14 protein-coding genes and 2 riboswitches are annotated in these 15,552 nt (G+C 65.1%); all 14 genes read left to right on the top strand.

Annotated features, from left to right (window positions below; all coding sequences use genetic code 11):
• Nucleotides 1–4: 4 nt before the first annotated feature.
• The 14 genes from ftsA to ACSYDV_RS00870 all read left to right on the top strand — a co-directional run bounded on the left by ftsA (nt 5) and on the right by ACSYDV_RS00870 (nt 15,508).
• Nucleotides 5–1,261, top strand: coding sequence for a cell division protein FtsA (gene ftsA, locus ACSYDV_RS00935; protein WP_438321865.1), 1,257 nt, complete (start codon nt 5–7; stop codon nt 1,259–1,261).
• A 153-nt stretch (nt 1,262–1,414) separates the two neighbouring features.
• Nucleotides 1,415–2,860: a cell division protein FtsZ gene (gene ftsZ, locus ACSYDV_RS00930; RefSeq protein ID WP_438321864.1), complete on the top strand. Its 1,446-nt coding sequence runs from the start codon at nt 1,415–1,417 to the stop codon at nt 2,858–2,860.
• Nucleotides 2,861–2,964: 104 nt separating this feature from the next.
• Nucleotides 2,965–4,884, top strand: coding sequence for a tetratricopeptide repeat protein (locus ACSYDV_RS00925; RefSeq protein WP_438321863.1), 1,920 nt, complete (start codon nt 2,965–2,967; stop codon nt 4,882–4,884).
• Complete coding sequence (locus ACSYDV_RS00920; RefSeq protein ID WP_438321862.1) at nt 4,881–6,053, top strand: deoxyguanosinetriphosphate triphosphohydrolase; 1,173 nt, start codon at nt 4,881–4,883, stop codon at nt 6,051–6,053. The genes ACSYDV_RS00925 and ACSYDV_RS00920 overlap by 4 nt, the downstream gene beginning before the upstream one ends.
• Nucleotides 6,046–6,681 (top strand): Rossmann-fold NAD(P)-binding domain-containing protein, encoded by a 636-nt coding sequence (locus ACSYDV_RS00915; RefSeq protein WP_438321861.1) that lies wholly within the window; start codon nt 6,046–6,048, stop codon nt 6,679–6,681. The genes ACSYDV_RS00920 and ACSYDV_RS00915 overlap by 8 nt, the downstream gene beginning before the upstream one ends.
• A gap of 59 nt (nt 6,682–6,740) precedes the next feature.
• Nucleotides 6,741–6,842: riboswitch (glycine riboswitch) on the top strand.
• A riboswitch (glycine riboswitch) is annotated at nt 6,843–6,960 on the top strand.
• A gap of 53 nt (nt 6,961–7,013) precedes the next feature.
• Nucleotides 7,014–8,150 (top strand): glycine cleavage system aminomethyltransferase GcvT, encoded by a 1,137-nt coding sequence (gene gcvT / locus ACSYDV_RS00910; RefSeq protein ID WP_438321860.1) that lies wholly within the window; start codon nt 7,014–7,016, stop codon nt 8,148–8,150.
• 3 nt (nt 8,151–8,153) lie between these two features.
• On the top strand, nt 8,154–8,525 hold the full coding sequence (gene gcvH / locus ACSYDV_RS00905; protein WP_438321859.1) for a glycine cleavage system protein GcvH: 372 nt from the start codon (nt 8,154–8,156) through the stop codon (nt 8,523–8,525).
• A 108-nt stretch (nt 8,526–8,633) separates the two neighbouring features.
• Nucleotides 8,634–9,992 carry an aminomethyl-transferring glycine dehydrogenase subunit GcvPA gene (gcvPA, locus tag ACSYDV_RS00900; RefSeq protein ID WP_438321858.1) on the top strand — a complete coding sequence of 453 codons (1,359 nt, stop codon included), beginning with the start codon at nt 8,634–8,636 and terminating at the stop codon, nt 9,990–9,992.
• The gene (gene gcvPB, locus ACSYDV_RS00895; protein WP_438321857.1) at nt 9,989–11,536 is read left to right on the top strand and encodes an aminomethyl-transferring glycine dehydrogenase subunit GcvPB; all 1,548 of its coding nucleotides are present in this window, start codon (nt 9,989–9,991) and stop codon (nt 11,534–11,536) included. Before gcvPA ends, gcvPB begins: the two co-directional genes overlap by 4 nt.
• On the top strand, nt 11,536–11,889 hold the full coding sequence (locus ACSYDV_RS00890; protein WP_438321856.1) for a hypothetical protein: 354 nt from the start codon (nt 11,536–11,538) through the stop codon (nt 11,887–11,889). The genes gcvPB and ACSYDV_RS00890 overlap by 1 nt, the downstream gene beginning before the upstream one ends.
• 12 nt (nt 11,890–11,901) lie before the next feature.
• Nucleotides 11,902–12,363 (top strand): ABA4-like family protein, encoded by a 462-nt coding sequence (locus tag ACSYDV_RS00885; RefSeq protein WP_438321855.1) that lies wholly within the window; start codon nt 11,902–11,904, stop codon nt 12,361–12,363.
• Nucleotides 12,360–12,995, top strand: a complete 636-nt coding sequence (locus ACSYDV_RS00880; RefSeq protein WP_438321854.1) for a DUF938 domain-containing protein — start codon at nt 12,360–12,362, stop codon at nt 12,993–12,995. The genes ACSYDV_RS00885 and ACSYDV_RS00880 overlap by 4 nt, the downstream gene beginning before the upstream one ends.
• 100 nt (nt 12,996–13,095) lie before the next feature.
• A complete protein-coding gene (locus ACSYDV_RS00875) occupies nt 13,096–14,655 on the top strand; it encodes a fatty acid--CoA ligase (protein ID WP_438321853.1) in 1,560 nt (519 codons plus the stop codon).
• A gap of 181 nt (nt 14,656–14,836) precedes the next feature.
• Nucleotides 14,837–15,508 (top strand): spermidine synthase, encoded by a 672-nt coding sequence (locus ACSYDV_RS00870; protein ID WP_438322815.1) that lies wholly within the window; start codon nt 14,837–14,839, stop codon nt 15,506–15,508.
• The last annotated feature ends 44 nt before the right edge of the window (nt 15,509–15,552 follow it).

Below are 15,552 nucleotides of genomic sequence, written 5' to 3'. Positions count from 1 at the left end.
CCCTATGGCTCCGCCGCGGATCGAGAAAATCATCACTGCGCTCGATGTCGGGTCGTGGAAGGTGTGCGCGCTGATTGCGGGGCAGACCGCCGACGGTCAGCTTCACGTCCTCGGCACCGGCCAGCGCGAAAGCCGCGGGGTCCAGCGTGGCTATGTCGCCGACATGGAGCAGACCGAGCATATCGTGCGCGAGGCGATCGAACAGGCCGAACGCATCGCCGGGCTGAACATCGACGATGTCTGGGTCAGCTTTTCGGCGGGCAGCCTGATGAGCGACGTCGCGCCGATCGAAAGCGAACTCGGCGGCCACCGCATCGAACAGGAAGATGTCGACGATCTGCTTGCTGCGGGTCGCGCGGGGATCGACCCCGAAGGGCGGATGATCCTCCACGCCCAACCCGCGCTCTATACGCTCGACGGGCTGACCGGGGTGAAGAACCCCATCGGTCTTCATGCCGACCGGCTGGGGGTCGATATCCACATCATCATGGCCGACGGGGCGCCGGTGCGGAATCTTGAGGCGGCGGTGCGGCAGGCGCATCTCGACGTCAATGCCGTCGTCGCGTCGCCGATCGCGGCGGGCCTCGCCTGCCTGTCCGATGAAGAACGCGACCTTGGGGTCGCGCTCGTCGAGCTTGGCGCGGCGGTCACCACCGTGTCGCTCTATGCCGGCGGGATGCTCGTCGAAATGGTGTCGCTGCCCTTTGGCGCGACGGACATCACCGACGATATCGCCTCGGCCTTTGGCATCCGGCGCAGTCAGGCGCAGCGGCTGCAGAGCTTTTACGGATCGGCCTCGGCATCTCCGCGCGACAATAACGAGATTATCGAACTCGATCCCGGCGCCCCTGCGGGCAGCGATGCGCCGCGCATCACCCGCGCGCAGCTGGTGTCGGTGATCCGCCAGCGCCTCGACGCGATGATGGGGGAGATTGGCCGGACGCTGAAGGACCTGCATTTCGTGGGGCCGATCGGCCGCCAGGTGGTGCTCGTCGGCGGCGGCGCCGACCTGAAGGGCATCGCCGATTACACCCAGAGCGCGCTTGGCCGCGCCGCCCGCGTCGGGCGACCGCGCGGCTTGCACGGCCTGCCCGATGCGCACAGCGGACCGGCTTTCGCAACGCTCGCGGGTCTGGTTCTCTACGCTGCGTCGGATCCTGTCGACCTGCGCGATTTGCCGACGATGTCGCAGGATGTCTATCGGCCGAAGGGCAGTTCGATCCTGCATCGCCTTATGGCGGCACTGAAAAGTAGTTTTTGAATGCAGAGCACGTGAAAAGGTTAATTTTTTGGGTGATTCCCAAGTCACAATAGTGCAATGCGGTATCAGATAGTCGGGCGGTCGGACCGCCGCCCAGACAGGGTTGCATAGTGAGGAAGCGGTGATGGTTGACCGCTGCAGGGAGACTGATTGATGAGCATCAATATTGGCCCGCCGCAGGTCGATGAGCTGAAGCCGCGTATCGCGGTGATCGGCGTCGGCGGCGCGGGCGGCAATGCCATCGCAAACATGATTGCCGCGCGGGTCGAGGGCGTCGATTTCATCGTCGCGAACACCGATGCGCAGGCGCTGAACGCTTCGCCGGCCGAACGGCGCATCCAGCTGGGGACACAGATCACCCAGGGACTGGGTGCCGGTTCGCGGCCCGAAGTCGGCCGTGCGGCGGCGGAAGAAAGCATCGCTCAGGTCGAAGAGGCGCTGAACGGCGCGCATATGTGCTTCGTTGCCGCCGGCATGGGCGGCGGCACCGGCACCGGTGCGGCCCCCGTGATCGCCAAGGCGGCACGTGACCGCGGCATCCTGACCGTCGGCGTCGTGACCAAGCCCTTCACCTTCGAAGGCCAGCGCCGCATGCGTTCGGCGGACTCGGGCATTGCCGAGCTGCAGGAACATGTCGACACGCTGATCGTCATTCCGAACCAGAATCTGTTCCTCGTCGCCAACCCGAACACGACCTTCAAAGAAGCCTTCACCATGGCGGATGAAGTGCTTCAACAGGGCGTGCGCGGCATCACCGACCTGATGGTCATGCCCGGCCTCATCAACCTCGACTTTGCCGACGTGCGCAGCGTGATGCGCGAAATGGGCAAGGCGATGATGGGCACCGGCGAAGCCGAAGGCGACGGCCGCGCGCTCGAAGCCGCGCAAAAGGCGATTGCCAACCCGTTGCTCGACGGCGTTTCGATGGCGGGCGCCAAGGGCGTCATCGTTTCGATCGTCGGCGGTGAAGACATGCGCCTGATGGAAGTCGACGAAGCCGCGAACCATATTCGCGAACTGGTCGATCCCGACGCCAACATCATCTGGGGCAGCGCGTTCAACGAATCGCTTCAGGGCAAGATTCGCGTCTCGGTCGTCGCGACCGGCATCGACAATAATGGCGAAGCAGCGGTTCCCGCCGCACCTGCGACGCGCAGCTTCTCTTTCGCTCCGGCCCGCGCCGCAACGCCGGCTCCGGTCGTCGAAGAGGCGATTGAACCGGTCGTCGAAGAAGTCCCGGTCGCTCCGGCGGCTCCGGTGGCGGATGCCGAACCCGCACCCGGCTTTTCGCTGGGCGGTCATGCCGAACCCGCAGCCCCTGCGGCGCCGGTCGAGGAAGAGCCGATGGTCCTGTCGCAGGTTGCTGCAACCTATGACGACCTGAACGATGAACTGGTGCTCGGTGAACCCACGGCGCCGACGCCTGCTTACCGGCCGGCTCCGGTCGAGGAAGCCCCTGCGCGCGCGGCAAGCGGTGGCACCCTGTTCGAGCGCATGTCGCGCCTGTCGCGCGGCTCGACCGCACCCGACAGCGAAGAAAGCGGCAAGGAAGACGGGGTCGATATCCCGCGTTTCCTGAATCGCCAGAACAACCAGTAACAGGGCCAATCTCATGGCCATTGCTCCGGGCAAGGGCAGGCCGAAATTCGGGATGATCTGACTTGCCCCAGCGGCGATTGAAAATAACGGCCAGGCCGGGGCGCGTGCAGCGATATGCTGCCACGCTCGGGGCTCTTCTCCTGACGTCGGCGGCGCTGTCGCCGGCTCACGCCATGCAGGCGTCGGTTCCCGATACTGCGACCAAGGCTGCGATGGACAAGCGCACGGCGGCGCGAACCCTGTTGTCGTCGGCGCTGGCCCGTATCGCAGCGAACAGCAGCGACGCATCGGCGCTCCGCGACGCGGGGCGTGCGTCGATCGAGCTGGAGGATTATCGCGCCGCGCTGGGCTTTCTGGTCCGTGCCGAACAAGCCGCGCCGCGCGACGGGACGGTCAAGGCCGCGCTGGGCTCGGCGATGGTCCATATGGAAAACCCGACCCGCGCGCTCGATTATTTCGGCGAAGCACAGCTGCTTGGCGCGCCCGAGCGGACATTCCTGTCCGATCGCGGGCTGGCGCGCGACCTGCTCGGCCAGCAGGATGCGGCACAGCGCGATTATCAGCTCGCGTTGTCCGTGGGGCCGAATGACGAGATCACACGCCGCTATGCATTGTCGCTGGGTATCAGCGGCGATGCCGATCGGGCGGTGCAACTGCTGACCCCGCAATTGCGCGCGCAGGACCGCGGCGCATGGCGGTTGCGCGCGATGATATTGGCGATGAACGGCCGCGACAAAGAGGCGACCGAGATCGTCAATGCGACGATGCCGGCGGCGCTCGCGCAGAATATCCTGCCCTATCTGACGCAGCTCGACCGGCTGAACCCCGCGCAGCAGGCCGCTGCGGCTCATTTCGGGCGCTTCCCCGAAGGCAATCTCGGTCCGAAGCGCAAGCCGGTTCAGGTCGCGGCGGCGACCCCGGCACCGACACCCGCACCCGCTGCATCCGACCGGACTCGCGGAAACAGGGATCGAGCCCGTTCGGGCGGGGTGGTGCTGCCGGCGCCGGTCGCACGAAAAGGAGCCAGCGTGACCCCGGCGCAGCCTGCTCCGGGGTGGGCGGCGCAAACGACGCCGCAGCCGATCCCTCCGCGCACGGCCGCGCCAGCCGCTGTCACGCCGGCTCCGTCACAGCCCGCTCCCGGGTGGGCGGCCGAGGCAAGGCCGCAGCCGGTTCCCGCTCCCGCTCCGGGATGGGCGGCCGAGGCGAAACCGCCGACAGCCACGCCCGGGCCGGCATCCACCGGCAACCAACTTGCCGCCGCGCCGCCGTCCCAGTCATCCGTCCCGCCTGCGAATCGCCCGGCGCTGGAAGCGACGACACTGGCTCAGACGTCTGCTGCCGTAACGGCGCTACCGCCCGCCGCGCCGTCGCCAGGGACGATCGGCGTCGCTATGAACCCGGATGCCGGGCCGGTCGGGCCGGGCTATTCCATCGCGGACATGGCGACTCCGTCTGCAGCGGCATCGATTCCGACCGCTGCACCCGCAACTGTACCTGCGTCCGTACCCGTACCCGCCGCCGCAGCACCGCTCGCGTCCCTGGCCGATATTGTCGGTTCGATCGAAATCCCGCCGGAGGAACTGAACGGACCCGACAATGCGATTGGCGCCGCAACGCTCGCCAAATTGCTGGATGACAAGCGCCGGGCCGAAGCCGCCGAAGCGGTGAAGCGCGAAAAAGACGCGCTTGCGGCCAAAGCCAAGGCGGAAGCCGACGCCAAGGCGAAAGCCGAAGCTGCCGAGAAAAAGGCCAGCCCTGCGCGTATCTGGGTACAGATCGCTGCGGGCGCCAATGCGCGCGCGCTCGCCACCGACTATGGCAAGTTCTCCAGAAAGAGCCCTGATTTGTTCAAGGGCAAGTCGGGCGGGATTGTCGAATGGGGCAGGATAAACCGTTTGCTCGTCGGTCCGTTCAAGGATCGCAAGGCGGCGCAGGATTGGCTCGCGAACTATAAAAAGGCAGGGGGCGATGGCCTCCCGTTCAACAGCGAGGCGGGTCAGTCCGTCGATCCCGTCAAGTGAGCGTCGCGAAGTGCGCCAGCGACCCCGCGCACAGCCGCGGGCGTCGTTATGACGAACCCGGCCGCGTCGTGCGCGGGCCGCGCGATGATTTTCAGCGCGACCGCGACCGGATCATCCATTCGATCGCGTTTCGCCGCCTGCGTCACAAGACGCAGGTGTTCGTCGCGCCCGACGGCGATCATTATCGCGTCCGCCTGACCCATAGTATCGAGGTTGCGCAAATCGGCCGCGGGATTGCGCGTGCGCTGGGGCTGAACGAGGATCTGACCGAGGCGCTGTGCCTCGCGCACGATATCGGCCATCCCCCCTTTGGCCATGCCGGCGAGGATGCGCTGAAGGCCGCCATGGCGGCGCACGGCGGCTTTGATCATAATGGTCATACGCTGCGCACATTGGCCTTGCTCGAATGTCCCTATCCACGCTTCGACGGGCTTAATCTGACGTGGGAAACGCTCGAAGGGCTCGCCAAGCATAATGGTCCGGTGACGAACGCCGGCTGGGCACTCACCGCGATCGACGCCGATTTTCCGCTCGATCTTGCGAGCCACGCGAGCCTCGAGGCGCAAATCGCGGCGGTCGCCGACGATATCGCCTATGACAATCACGACATCGACGATGGCTTGCGCGCCGGGTTGCTCTGCATCGACCAGTTGATGGACCAGCCGTTCGTCGCCGACAATTTCCGTGCAGTCGAAGGCCGGTTTCCCGGCGCTCCGCGCGACCGCCTGCTTCGCGAACTGGTCCGCGACCAGATCGGCGTGATGGTCAACGACGTGATCGCCGCGACGCAGGCGAATGTCGCTGCGGCTGGTGTGCACAGTGTCGAGGATGTTCGCGCTGCGGGGCGGGCGCTCGGCGGCTTTTCGCTCGAACTCGCCGAACGCGAACGCGATCTCAAACGCTTCATGTACGCGAACCTCTATCACCATCCCGAGCAGATCGCCGCTGCCGAAGCCGCGAACGAGATCGTCGGGCGGCTGTTCGCCGCCTATGCCGATGATCCGCGTCTGATGGGCGCCGACTGGGCGGGCCGTGTGCCCGAAGAAACGGGCGCGACAATACGCCATATCGGTGACTATATTGCCGGCATGACCGACCGCTTCGCCATCGACCGCTATGCCGACATCTTCGGCCGCGATGCCGTCCCCGCGGCGCTGGCGCATGTCTGACGCGCTCATCGTCGGCGCGACCGGGCTGGTCGGGCGGGCGGTGGTGGCGAATGCCGGCGCGACCGGCCTGACGATTCTCGCGCGGCGTGAAGTTGCGGGACATTCGGCGCTCGTCGCTCCGCCCGAGCGCTGGGGCGATATGATCGCCGCCGAGCGCCCTGCAGTCCTCATTTCCTGCCTCGGCACGACGATCCGCCAGGCCGGGTCGCAAGCCGCCTTTCGCGCCGTCGACCACGACCTGATCATGGCGGTGGCGCGGGGCGCGCGGGCTGGGGGCGCGTCGCGCATGATCGTCGTCAGTTCGGTTGGTGCCTCGGCGAAGAGCAGCAATTTCTACCTTCGCACCAAGGGCGAGACCGAGGATGGGCTGCGCGCGCTCGGCTTCGAGCGCCTCGATATCTTGCGTCCCGGTCTGCTCACCGGCGACCGCGAAGGCCCGGCGCGGCTGGGGGAGGGGATTGCAACGGTCGCGGCGCCGCTCGCCGACCTGTTGATGCGCGGATCGCTCCGCCGCTATCGCTCGATTTCGGCGCAAACCGTTGCACAGGCCATCGTCGCCCTTTCGGCTGAGCGCGGCGCGGGCACCTATGTGCACGAAAATGACGCGATGCGGCGGCTCTCCGATTGACTCTGCAAAAGCGCGGCGCCAAGGCTCGGACGTCCGTCGGGGACCCGCAAGGGGATTCGACCGATTGCGCGGGAGAGCGCGGATGGCGGGCAACCGCCGATCCGCCACCGAAGGAGCAACCGCCCCGGAAACTCTCAGGTCAGCAGGACCGCGCGATTGGACTGGACACTCTGGAAAGCGTTCCGGCCGCCTGAATAGGGCTTTGGCCGAAACCACCGAAGGGGTAACTCCATGTTTTATGGAGGAAAACTCTCAGGTTCCCGTGACAGAGGGGGCATGGCGACAGGGCGGCATCTTGCCGCGTCTTGCCGTGCCAGTAACGGGAGTGCGATATGCGCGAAGATGAAGAAGTTGCGACCGAAATAGCGCCGGAAACCGCGACGCTGCCGCTCGACGCCTGGCACCGTGCCAAAGGCGCGCGGATGGTCGAATTCGCCGGCTACTGGATGCCGATCCAGTATGAAGGCATCATGACCGAACATCTGTGGGTCCGCGAACATGCGGGCCTGTTCGACGTCAGCCATATGGGCCAGATCAGCATTTCGGGCGACGGTGCGGCTGAAGCCCTCGAAACGCTCGTCCCCGGCGACATTTCGGCGCTCAAGCCCGGTCGCATGCGCTATTCGCTGCTGCTCGCCGAGGATGGCGGCATCCTCGACGATCTGATGGTCACCAACGAGGGCGACCAGATCGGCATCGTTGTCAATGGCGCGGTGAAGTGGGAAGATATCGGCTATCTGCGCGAAAACCTTCCCGACGACATCACGCTCAACCATAATGAGGATTATGGCCTGCTCGCGCTGCAGGGGCCGAAAGCTGTTGCCGCGCTGACGCGGCTGGTTCCGGAAGCTGCGAACCTTGTGTTCATGCAGGCCGCGACGGCGACGTGGAATGGCCACGCGATCGCGCTCAGCCGCTCGGGCTATACCGGCGAGGATGGCTTTGAAATCTCGCTCCCGAACGAAGCGCTTGCCCATTTCGCCGACGCGCTCTGCGCGATGGAAGAGGTGAAGCCGATCGGCCTCGGCGCACGCGATTCGCTGCGTCTCGAAGCCGGGCTGCCGCTTTACGGCCATGACCTCCACGAAGGCATCGACCCGATCGAAGGCGATCTGGCTTTCGCTATCTCGAAGCGCCGCCGCGAAGAGGGCGGCTTTCCGGGTGCCGCGCGCATCCTTGGCCATCTCGCCGACGGAAGCCCGCGCAAGCGCGTCGGCCTGTTGATTGATGGAAAGATACCTGTTCGCGAAGGCGCCAAGCTATTCGACGGCAATACCGAGATCGGCGTCGTGACCTCGGGCGGCTTTGCCCCCAGCGTCGGCGCGCCGATCGCTATGGGTTATGTTCCGCGCGACCACGCCGTGCCGGGCACCGCGATCGCTGCTGAAGTGCGCGGCAAGCGGGTGCCTGTGACGGTCGCCGCGACGCCCTTTGTTCCGCATAATTATGTCCGCAAACAGGGAGGTTGACTGATGCCGCGTTATTATACCGAAGAGCATGAATGGCTTGATGTTGATGGGGACATCGCGACGGTCGGGATTACCGACTTTGCGCAAGGTCAGCTCGGCGACATCGTGTTTGTCGAAGTTCCCGACACCGGCGCCGAACTCAGCCAGGGCGGCGATGCCGCGGTTGTCGAATCGGTGAAGGCGGCAAGCGATGTCTATGCCCCCGTCGATGGCACCGTGACCGAAGGCAACAGCCAGCTCGAGGAAGACCCCGCGCTCGTCAACTCGGATCCCGAAGGCGAAGGCTGGTTCTTCCGCATGACGCTGAGCGACAAGAGCCAGCTCGACGCGCTGATGAACGCCGCGGCTTATAAGGCCTTCTGCGACGATCTTTGACAGAATCCGTTCGTGTTGAGCGACGTCGAGAGGGCGTGTGCTTCCGATGGGCATCTCGACTGCGCTCGATGCGAACGGTTTCATATTCCTCCCGGAGTTTGAATAGCCATGCGTTACCTTCCGCTCACTCCCGATGATCGTACCGCGATGCTCGCCACGATCGGCGCCGCGTCGATCGACGATCTGTTCGTCGACGTTCCCGCCGAAGCGCAGCTCGATGGTCCGATCGCGGGCCTGCCGATGCATGCCAGCGAGTTGGCGGTCGAGCGCCACATGGGCGCGCTCGCGCGCCGCAATCGGGCGGCGGGTGACGGTCCTTTCTTCCTCGGGGCGGGCGCCTATCGCCATCATGTTCCGGCGAGCGTCGATCATCTGATCCAGCGCGGCGAGTTTCTGACCGCCTACACGCCCTATCAGCCCGAAATCGCGCAGGGCACGCTTCAGATGCTGTTCGAATTCCAGTCGCAGGTTGCGCGGCTGCTCGGCACCGACGTCGCCAACGCGTCGATGTACGATGGTTCGACTGCCTGCTGGGAAGCGATCGTCATGGCGCGGCGCATCACCAAGCGTGACAAGGCGCTGTTGTCGACCGGACTCCATCCGCATTACCGCAGCGTTGCACGGACGATGGCGAAATATACCGGCGACGTGCTGGTCGATGGTGACCCCAGCCTCGAAGCCGGAACCGACTGGGCCGCGCTCGCCGCAGCGGTTGGCAAGGACACGAGCTGCGTCGTCGTTCAGTATCCCGACATTCTCGGCCGCATCGACGACATGACAGCGCTTGCCGCCGCCTGTCAGGCCGCCGGTGCGCTGCTGATCGCCGTCGTCACCGAACCCGTTGCGTTGGGCCTGATCAAGGCGCCCGGCGAAATGGGCGCCGACATTGTGGTCGGCGAAGGGCAGTCGCTTGGCGTCGGGCTCCAGTTCGGCGGGCCCTATGTCGGCCTGTTCGCGTGCAAGACCAAATATGTCCGCCAGATGCCGGGCCGCCTGTGCGGCGAGACGGTCGATGCAAACGGAAAGCGCGGTTTCGTGCTGACGCTTTCGACCCGCGAACAGCATATCCGCCGCGAAAAGGCGACGAGCAACATCTGCACCAATTCGGGGCTTTGCGCGCTGGCATTCAGCATCCACATGACCTTGCTCGGCGAAGCCGGGCTGCGTCAGCTTGCCGCGATCAACCATGGCCGCGCCAAGACCGCGGCGACGGAACTGGCGAAGGTTCCGGGCGTCTCGGTCCTCAACACCAGCTTCTTTAACGAGTTCACGCTGCTGCTGCCCACCGAGGCGCGCCCGGTGATCCACAAGCTCGCGACACGCGATATTTTGGGCGGCGTGTCGCTCGGTCGCCTCTATCCCGACAATCATGATCTGGCGAACGGCCTCGTCGTCGCGGTGACCGAGACGGTCACGGATGCGGATATCACCGCCTTCGCCGCTGCCCTGAAGGAGGTGTTGGCATGACCGCGCTCAATCCCGCCGGCTGGCGCCCCGAAATGACCGTCGCTGGCGGCGCCGACGACAATGTCACCTTCACCGGCAATCGCGCGCTGATGCTCGAAGAGGCTTTGATCTTTGAAATCGGTTCGACGGAGACGACCGGCGTCGATTTCGACGAAGCGGCCCCCGCCGTCGATATAGGCCCTCTCGCGCGCACCGCGCCGATCGGCCTGCCAGGCCTCGCCGAATCCGAAACGGTGCGCCATTACACGCGCCTGTCGCGGCAGAATTATGCGATCGACCTCGGCCTCTTCCCGCTCGGCAGCTGCACGATGAAGCACAACCCGCGCCTGAACGAAAAGGTCGCGCGTATGCCCGGCTTTGCCGACGCGCACCCTCTGCAGCCGCAGGAAACGGTGCAGGGCGCCTATGCGGTGATCCACGAGCTCGCCGAATGGCTGATCACGCTTACCGGCATGCAAAGCGTCGCGATGTCGCCGAAGGCCGGCGCGCACGGCGAACTGTGCGGCATCCTCTGCATCAAGGCAGCACTCGAAGCACGCGGTGAAGACCGCCGCGTGATCCTCGTTCCCGAAAGCGCCCACGGGACCAATCCCGCAACGGCGGCCTTCGCGGGCTTCACGGTCGAGGATATTCCGGCGACGGCCGAAGGCCGCGTCGATCTGGCGGCGCTGAAGGCGCGGCTCGGCCCCGACGTCGCGGGCGTGATGGTCACCAATCCCAACACTTGCGGCCTGTTCGAGCGCGACATGAGGGCGATTTCGGACGCGGTCCACGCCGCGGGCGGCTATGTCTATTGCGACGGCGCCAATTTCAACGCGATCGTCGGCCGGGTGCGCCCCGGCGACCTTGGCGTCGATGCGATGCACATCAATCTTCACAAGACCTTCTCGACCCCGCATGGCGGCGGCGGTCCCGGTTCGGGTCCGGTCGTGCTGTCGGCGGCGCTCGCGCCCTTCGCGCCCTTGCCCTTTGTCACGAAGCAAGCTGACGGCGGCTTCCGTTTGATCGAGGAAGAAAATGCGGGTGAGGATCATCCGCAGACCTTCGGACGTATGACCGCTTTCCACGGTCAGATGGGCATGTTCACCCGCGCGCTCACCTATATCCTCAGCCACGGCGCCGACGGGCTCAAGCAGGTCGCCGAGGACGCGGTTCTGAACGCCAACTATATGCTCCGCAGCTTGGAAGACGTGCTCGACGCGCCCTTTGCTGCCTCGGGGCCGTGCATGCATGAGGCGCTGTTCAGCGACAAGGGACTCGCCGAGGGTTTCTCGACGCTCGACGTCGCCAAGGGGCTGATCGACGAGGGTTATCACCCGATGACGGTCTATTTCCCGCTCGTCGTCCATGGCGCGATGCTCGTCGAGCCGACCGAGACCGAGAGCAAGGCCGCGCTCGATCAGTTCATCGGCGCCCTGCGCAGCATCGCGCTGCGTGCGAAAAATGGCGATCCGATGCTCAAATCGGCACCGCATTTCGCACCGCGCGCCCGCCTTGATGAAACGCTGGCCGCCCGCAAGCCAGTGCTCGCCTGGGAAGGCTGATGCCCGACGCCCCGCCGCCCGGTCCGGACGAGAAGCCTCGGACCGGGCGCGGCTGGGGATGCGTGGGGGGTGGCGCGCTGTTCGCTTTTACGGCAATCATCGGTTGGCTGCTCGCGATCCTTGCCTATGGGCTGATGGTCGAGCAGTGGGCTATGGTTCGTGTCCGGCGCGAGTTCAGCTATGACTGGGTTTTTCTTTATGCGCCGCTGTTCGCCATGGGCTGCGGAGCTGTGGTCGCCCTTTGGGTATCGCGGCGCGCGTCGGCGGCGCGGCTGACATTGTTGATCCTGCTCGCGGGCACCGCGGCGCTGGTCGGCGGGGTTGCGCTGTTCGGGCTGGGCGGATTGATCTGAAAGGGGCGGGGTATGAGCTGGGAAACATTATTTTCGCTGACCAATGGCTGGGCGCTGATCAGCTGGCTCGCGCTGGCGGCTGCGCCGCGCAATCCCAAGATACTCGCGCTGATCCTGTACCTTGGCGTCATGCTGCTCTGCCTTGGCTATGCGATTATATTCGGCGGCTTGATGTTCGGCGGCTGGGACGCCGGCGGGCCGCGCGGTAGCACCGACTTCACCACGCTGGCGGGCGTGATGGCGCTGTTCGACAGCAAGGGCGGCGCGGTCCTTGGCTGGACCCATTATCTGGCCTTCGACCTGTTTGTCGGCATGTGGATCGCGCGCGACGCCGATCAAAAGGGCTTCAGCCGCATCGTTCAGCTACCCTTCTTGTTTCTGACCCTGATGGTTGGTCCCGTCGGTCTGCTGGCGTGGCTGATCGCCCGTGACCGGCGTTCGCGCGCGCAGACCAAAGCCGCAGCGAAAGCATGACCCCGCAGCCCTGGACGCCCGGCGACGGCGAACGCGCTGAAAAGCGCCACGCCCCCGCAACGGTGCGCAACCGCGATGCGATCGCGGCGGTACTTGCCGACTGGTTGCCTGACGCTGGAACGGTTCTGGAGGTCGCGAGCGGGTCGGGCGAACATATCGTCTATTTCGCGAGCATCTTTCCGCATCTCGACTGGCAGCCGAGCGATCCCGACCCCGCCGGACTGGCTTCAATCGCCGCATGGCGCGGCGAGGCGGGGCTGGCAAACATCGCACCGCCGCTTGCGCTGGATGCGGCCGTCGACCCCTGGCCCGTCGGGCAAGTCGATGCGATCCTGTGTATCAACATGATCCATATCAGCCTGTGGTCGGCGACATTGGGCCTGTTCGCGGGCGCGTCGCGGTTGCTCGCGTCCGGTGCGCCGCTGATCCTCTATGGTCCCTATCTCGAACCCGGCGTGGCTACGGCCGAGAGCAATCTGGCGTTCGACGCCAGCTTGCGCAGTCGCGATCCGGCGTGGGGGCTGCGCGATACCAGCGACGTCAAGGCCGTTGCAGCGGATGCCGGTTTCGTCTTTGTCGAGCGCCACGCTATGCCTGCGAACAATCTGATGCTGATCTTCCGCCGCACCTGACATCACTGACAGGATCGTCGATCACCGCTTTACCTCGCGTGTTCAGCCGCTAGCGTCCTTCTCAACGCATGAAAAATGCGATTCGAGGAGAGAGTGTGCCATGTCCCGCGACGTTTCGGAGTTTTTCACCTTTGACGAGTTTCTGACTCATTGGGCGCGCGAGCGGCCGGAGCGCCTCGCGATGCGCGAGGAGGATCGCGTCTTTACCTATGGCGAACTCGATGACCGGACCGCGAAGGTGGCGACAGCGTTGCTCGCGGCGGGTTTGAAGAAGGGGGACCGGGTCGCTTGGATCGGGAAGAACAGCGACCTCTATTTCACCCTGTTCTTTGGCGCGGCGCGTGCGGGGATCGTGATGGCGCCGATCGGCTGGCGCCTGTCGCCGACCGAATGGGCCTATATCGCCAATGATACGCAGGCGAAGATGATCTTCACCGGCCCGGGTTTCGAGGCGGTGGCCGAGCAACTCGCAGGAAAGCTGGAAGGCCAGCCCAAAATCGTCCGCGCCGACGAAGCGCGTGCGATGATCGATCGAACCGTCCGCGCGCCGTTCGATCCGTCGGGAACCGACGAGGCGGTGCTGCAGCTTTACACATCGGGCACCACGGGCAATCCCAAGGGCGCGGTGCTATCGAACCGCAATCTGTTCGCGCTGCGCAAACATTCGAACGAGCTCGATCTGCCCTATACCAAATGGGAGGATGACGAGGCTGTACTGGTTGCCATGCCCTGCGCGCATATCGGCGGCACCGGACTTGGCATCATGGCGCTTGGCGCAGGCTTGCCGGGCATTATATTGGCCGAATTCAATCCCGACGGTGTGTTCGACGCGGTCGAGCATCATGGTGTGACGCGTTTCTTCATCGTGCCCGCGGCGCTGCATATGCTGCTGCTCCATCCGCGCTGCGCCAATGTCGATTTCAGCAGGCTCAAATATATCCTCTATGGCGCCGCGCCGATCCCGCTCGAATTGCTGCGCCAGTGCATCAAGATGTTCGGTGCGCAGTTCATTCAGGCTTACGGCATGACCGAAACGACGGGCACGATCTGTATGCTCCCGCCCGAGGACCATGATCCCGAGGGCAATGCGCGGATGCGATCGGCCGGAAAACCGCTTCCCGGCGTCGAGATCCGCATTCTCGGCCCCGACGGCGAACAGGTTGCGACGGGCGAGGTGGGCGAGATCGTCACGCGCTCGTCAAACAATATGATCGGTTACTGGAACCTGCCCGATGCGACGGCGAAGACGATGACCGCCGACGGCTGGATCCACACCGGCGACGCGGGCTATCTCGACGCCGACGGCTATTTGTTCATCCACGACCGGATGAAGGACATGATCATCTCGGGCGGCGAAAATATCTATCCGGCCGAGGTCGAGAGCGCGATCTTTGGTCATCCGGCGGTGCAGGAAGTTGCGGTCATCGGCATCCCTGACGAGAAATGGGGCGAGACGGTCAAGGCGGTCTGTGTGCCGAAGCCCGGCATGAGCGTCGAGGAGGCCGACATCATCGCCTGGGCACGCGAGCGCATCGCACCGTTCAAATGCCCGCGCAGCATTGACGTGATCGAGGCGCTGCCACGCAACGCGAGCGGCAAGATTTTGCGCAAGGACCTGCGCGCTCCCTATTGGGCGGGCTATGAGCGAATGGTGAACTGAGACGAATGCATCGTCAGTTTCTTTGGTAGGAGGAGCGTTGCAAAGCGGCGACCAATCACGCTTGAGCGCGTGAGGTCCTTGGGTCCGGCCCCCGGCCTTGACAGCGGCCGAGGCCAGCGCCCATGGCGGCGGCCGCGCTGCGGTGGGAATGCCTGTTTCGCGAGAAGAAGGGCTGGATGATTTGATACCGCGCACGTTACTCGGCACCGCGCAAGTGCCCCAGGGAAGCGAACTCCGGCTGTTCAGCCGCGGCGATGATTTCATCATCGCGCTCGATCGCAACGAGCTGATGAGCAGCCGGATGAGCGGATCGGAAGAGGCGCTGGCGGTGATGAGCTGCGAGCGACTGCCGCGCGGCGATGCACCCCATCTGCTCATCGGCGGATATGGCATGGGGTTTACGCTGCGCGCGGCGCTGGCCGAGCTGGGGCCGAAGGCGCGGATCAGCGTCGCCGAACTCGTGCCCGAAATCATCGACTGGGCGCGCGGACCGATGGCAGCAATGACGGCGGGTTGCCTCGACGATCCCCGCGTCGAACTGGTGATGGATGATGTCGCGCGCGTGATCGGGGCGGCGACCGGCCACTATGACGCGATCCTCCTCGATGTCGACAATGGCCCCGATGGGCTGACCCGTGACGCCAATAACCGTATCTATTCGATGGCGGGCCTTGCGACGGCAAAAAGGGCGCTGAGGCCCGGGGGCATATTGGCGATTTGGTCGGCCGCGGCCGATCCGCAATTTACGCGCCGGCTCGAAAGTGCGGGCTTTGCGGTCGATCCGGTCAGCGTTCGGGCGCGCAGCAACGGGAAGGGCGCGAAGCACATGATCTGGTTTGCGAGGCCGCGATAGCGGGCCCATCCCTCCTGTGCCGCCCCCATTGGGGCGGACAATAA

The sequence above is a fragment of the Sphingopyxis selenitireducens genome (genome assembly GCF_051550705.1).
Classification (GTDB): Bacteria; Pseudomonadota; Alphaproteobacteria; order Sphingomonadales; family Sphingomonadaceae; genus Sphingopyxis.
Note: the sequence above shows the minus strand (reverse complement) of the source record. Positions and strands in the feature narration are given on the sequence as shown.

Excerpts from the sequence above, each read along its gene's own strand:
- gcvPA (WP_438321858.1), top strand. The coding sequence starts at position 8,634 with ATGCGTTACCTTCCGCTCACTCCCGATGATCGTACCGCGATGCTCGCC.
- ACSYDV_RS00880 (WP_438321854.1), top strand. The coding sequence starts at position 12,360 with ATGACCCCGCAGCCCTGGACGCCCGGCGACGGCGAACGCGCTGAAAAG.
- gcvT (WP_438321860.1), top strand. The coding sequence starts at position 7,014 with ATGCGCGAAGATGAAGAAGTTGCGACCGAAATAGCGCCGGAAACCGCG.
- ACSYDV_RS00915 (WP_438321861.1), top strand. The coding sequence starts at position 6,046 with ATGTCTGACGCGCTCATCGTCGGCGCGACCGGGCTGGTCGGGCGGGCG.
- gcvPB (WP_438321857.1), top strand. The coding sequence starts at position 9,989 with ATGACCGCGCTCAATCCCGCCGGCTGGCGCCCCGAAATGACCGTCGCT.
- ACSYDV_RS00875 (WP_438321853.1), top strand. The coding sequence starts at position 13,096 with ATGTCCCGCGACGTTTCGGAGTTTTTCACCTTTGACGAGTTTCTGACT.
- gcvH (WP_438321859.1), top strand. The coding sequence starts at position 8,154 with ATGCCGCGTTATTATACCGAAGAGCATGAATGGCTTGATGTTGATGGG.
- ACSYDV_RS00890 (WP_438321856.1), top strand. The coding sequence starts at position 11,536 with ATGCCCGACGCCCCGCCGCCCGGTCCGGACGAGAAGCCTCGGACCGGG.
- ACSYDV_RS00885 (WP_438321855.1), top strand. The coding sequence starts at position 11,902 with ATGAGCTGGGAAACATTATTTTCGCTGACCAATGGCTGGGCGCTGATC.
- ftsZ (WP_438321864.1), top strand. The coding sequence starts at position 1,415 with ATGAGCATCAATATTGGCCCGCCGCAGGTCGATGAGCTGAAGCCGCGT.
- ftsA (WP_438321865.1), top strand. The coding sequence starts at position 5 with ATGGCTCCGCCGCGGATCGAGAAAATCATCACTGCGCTCGATGTCGGG.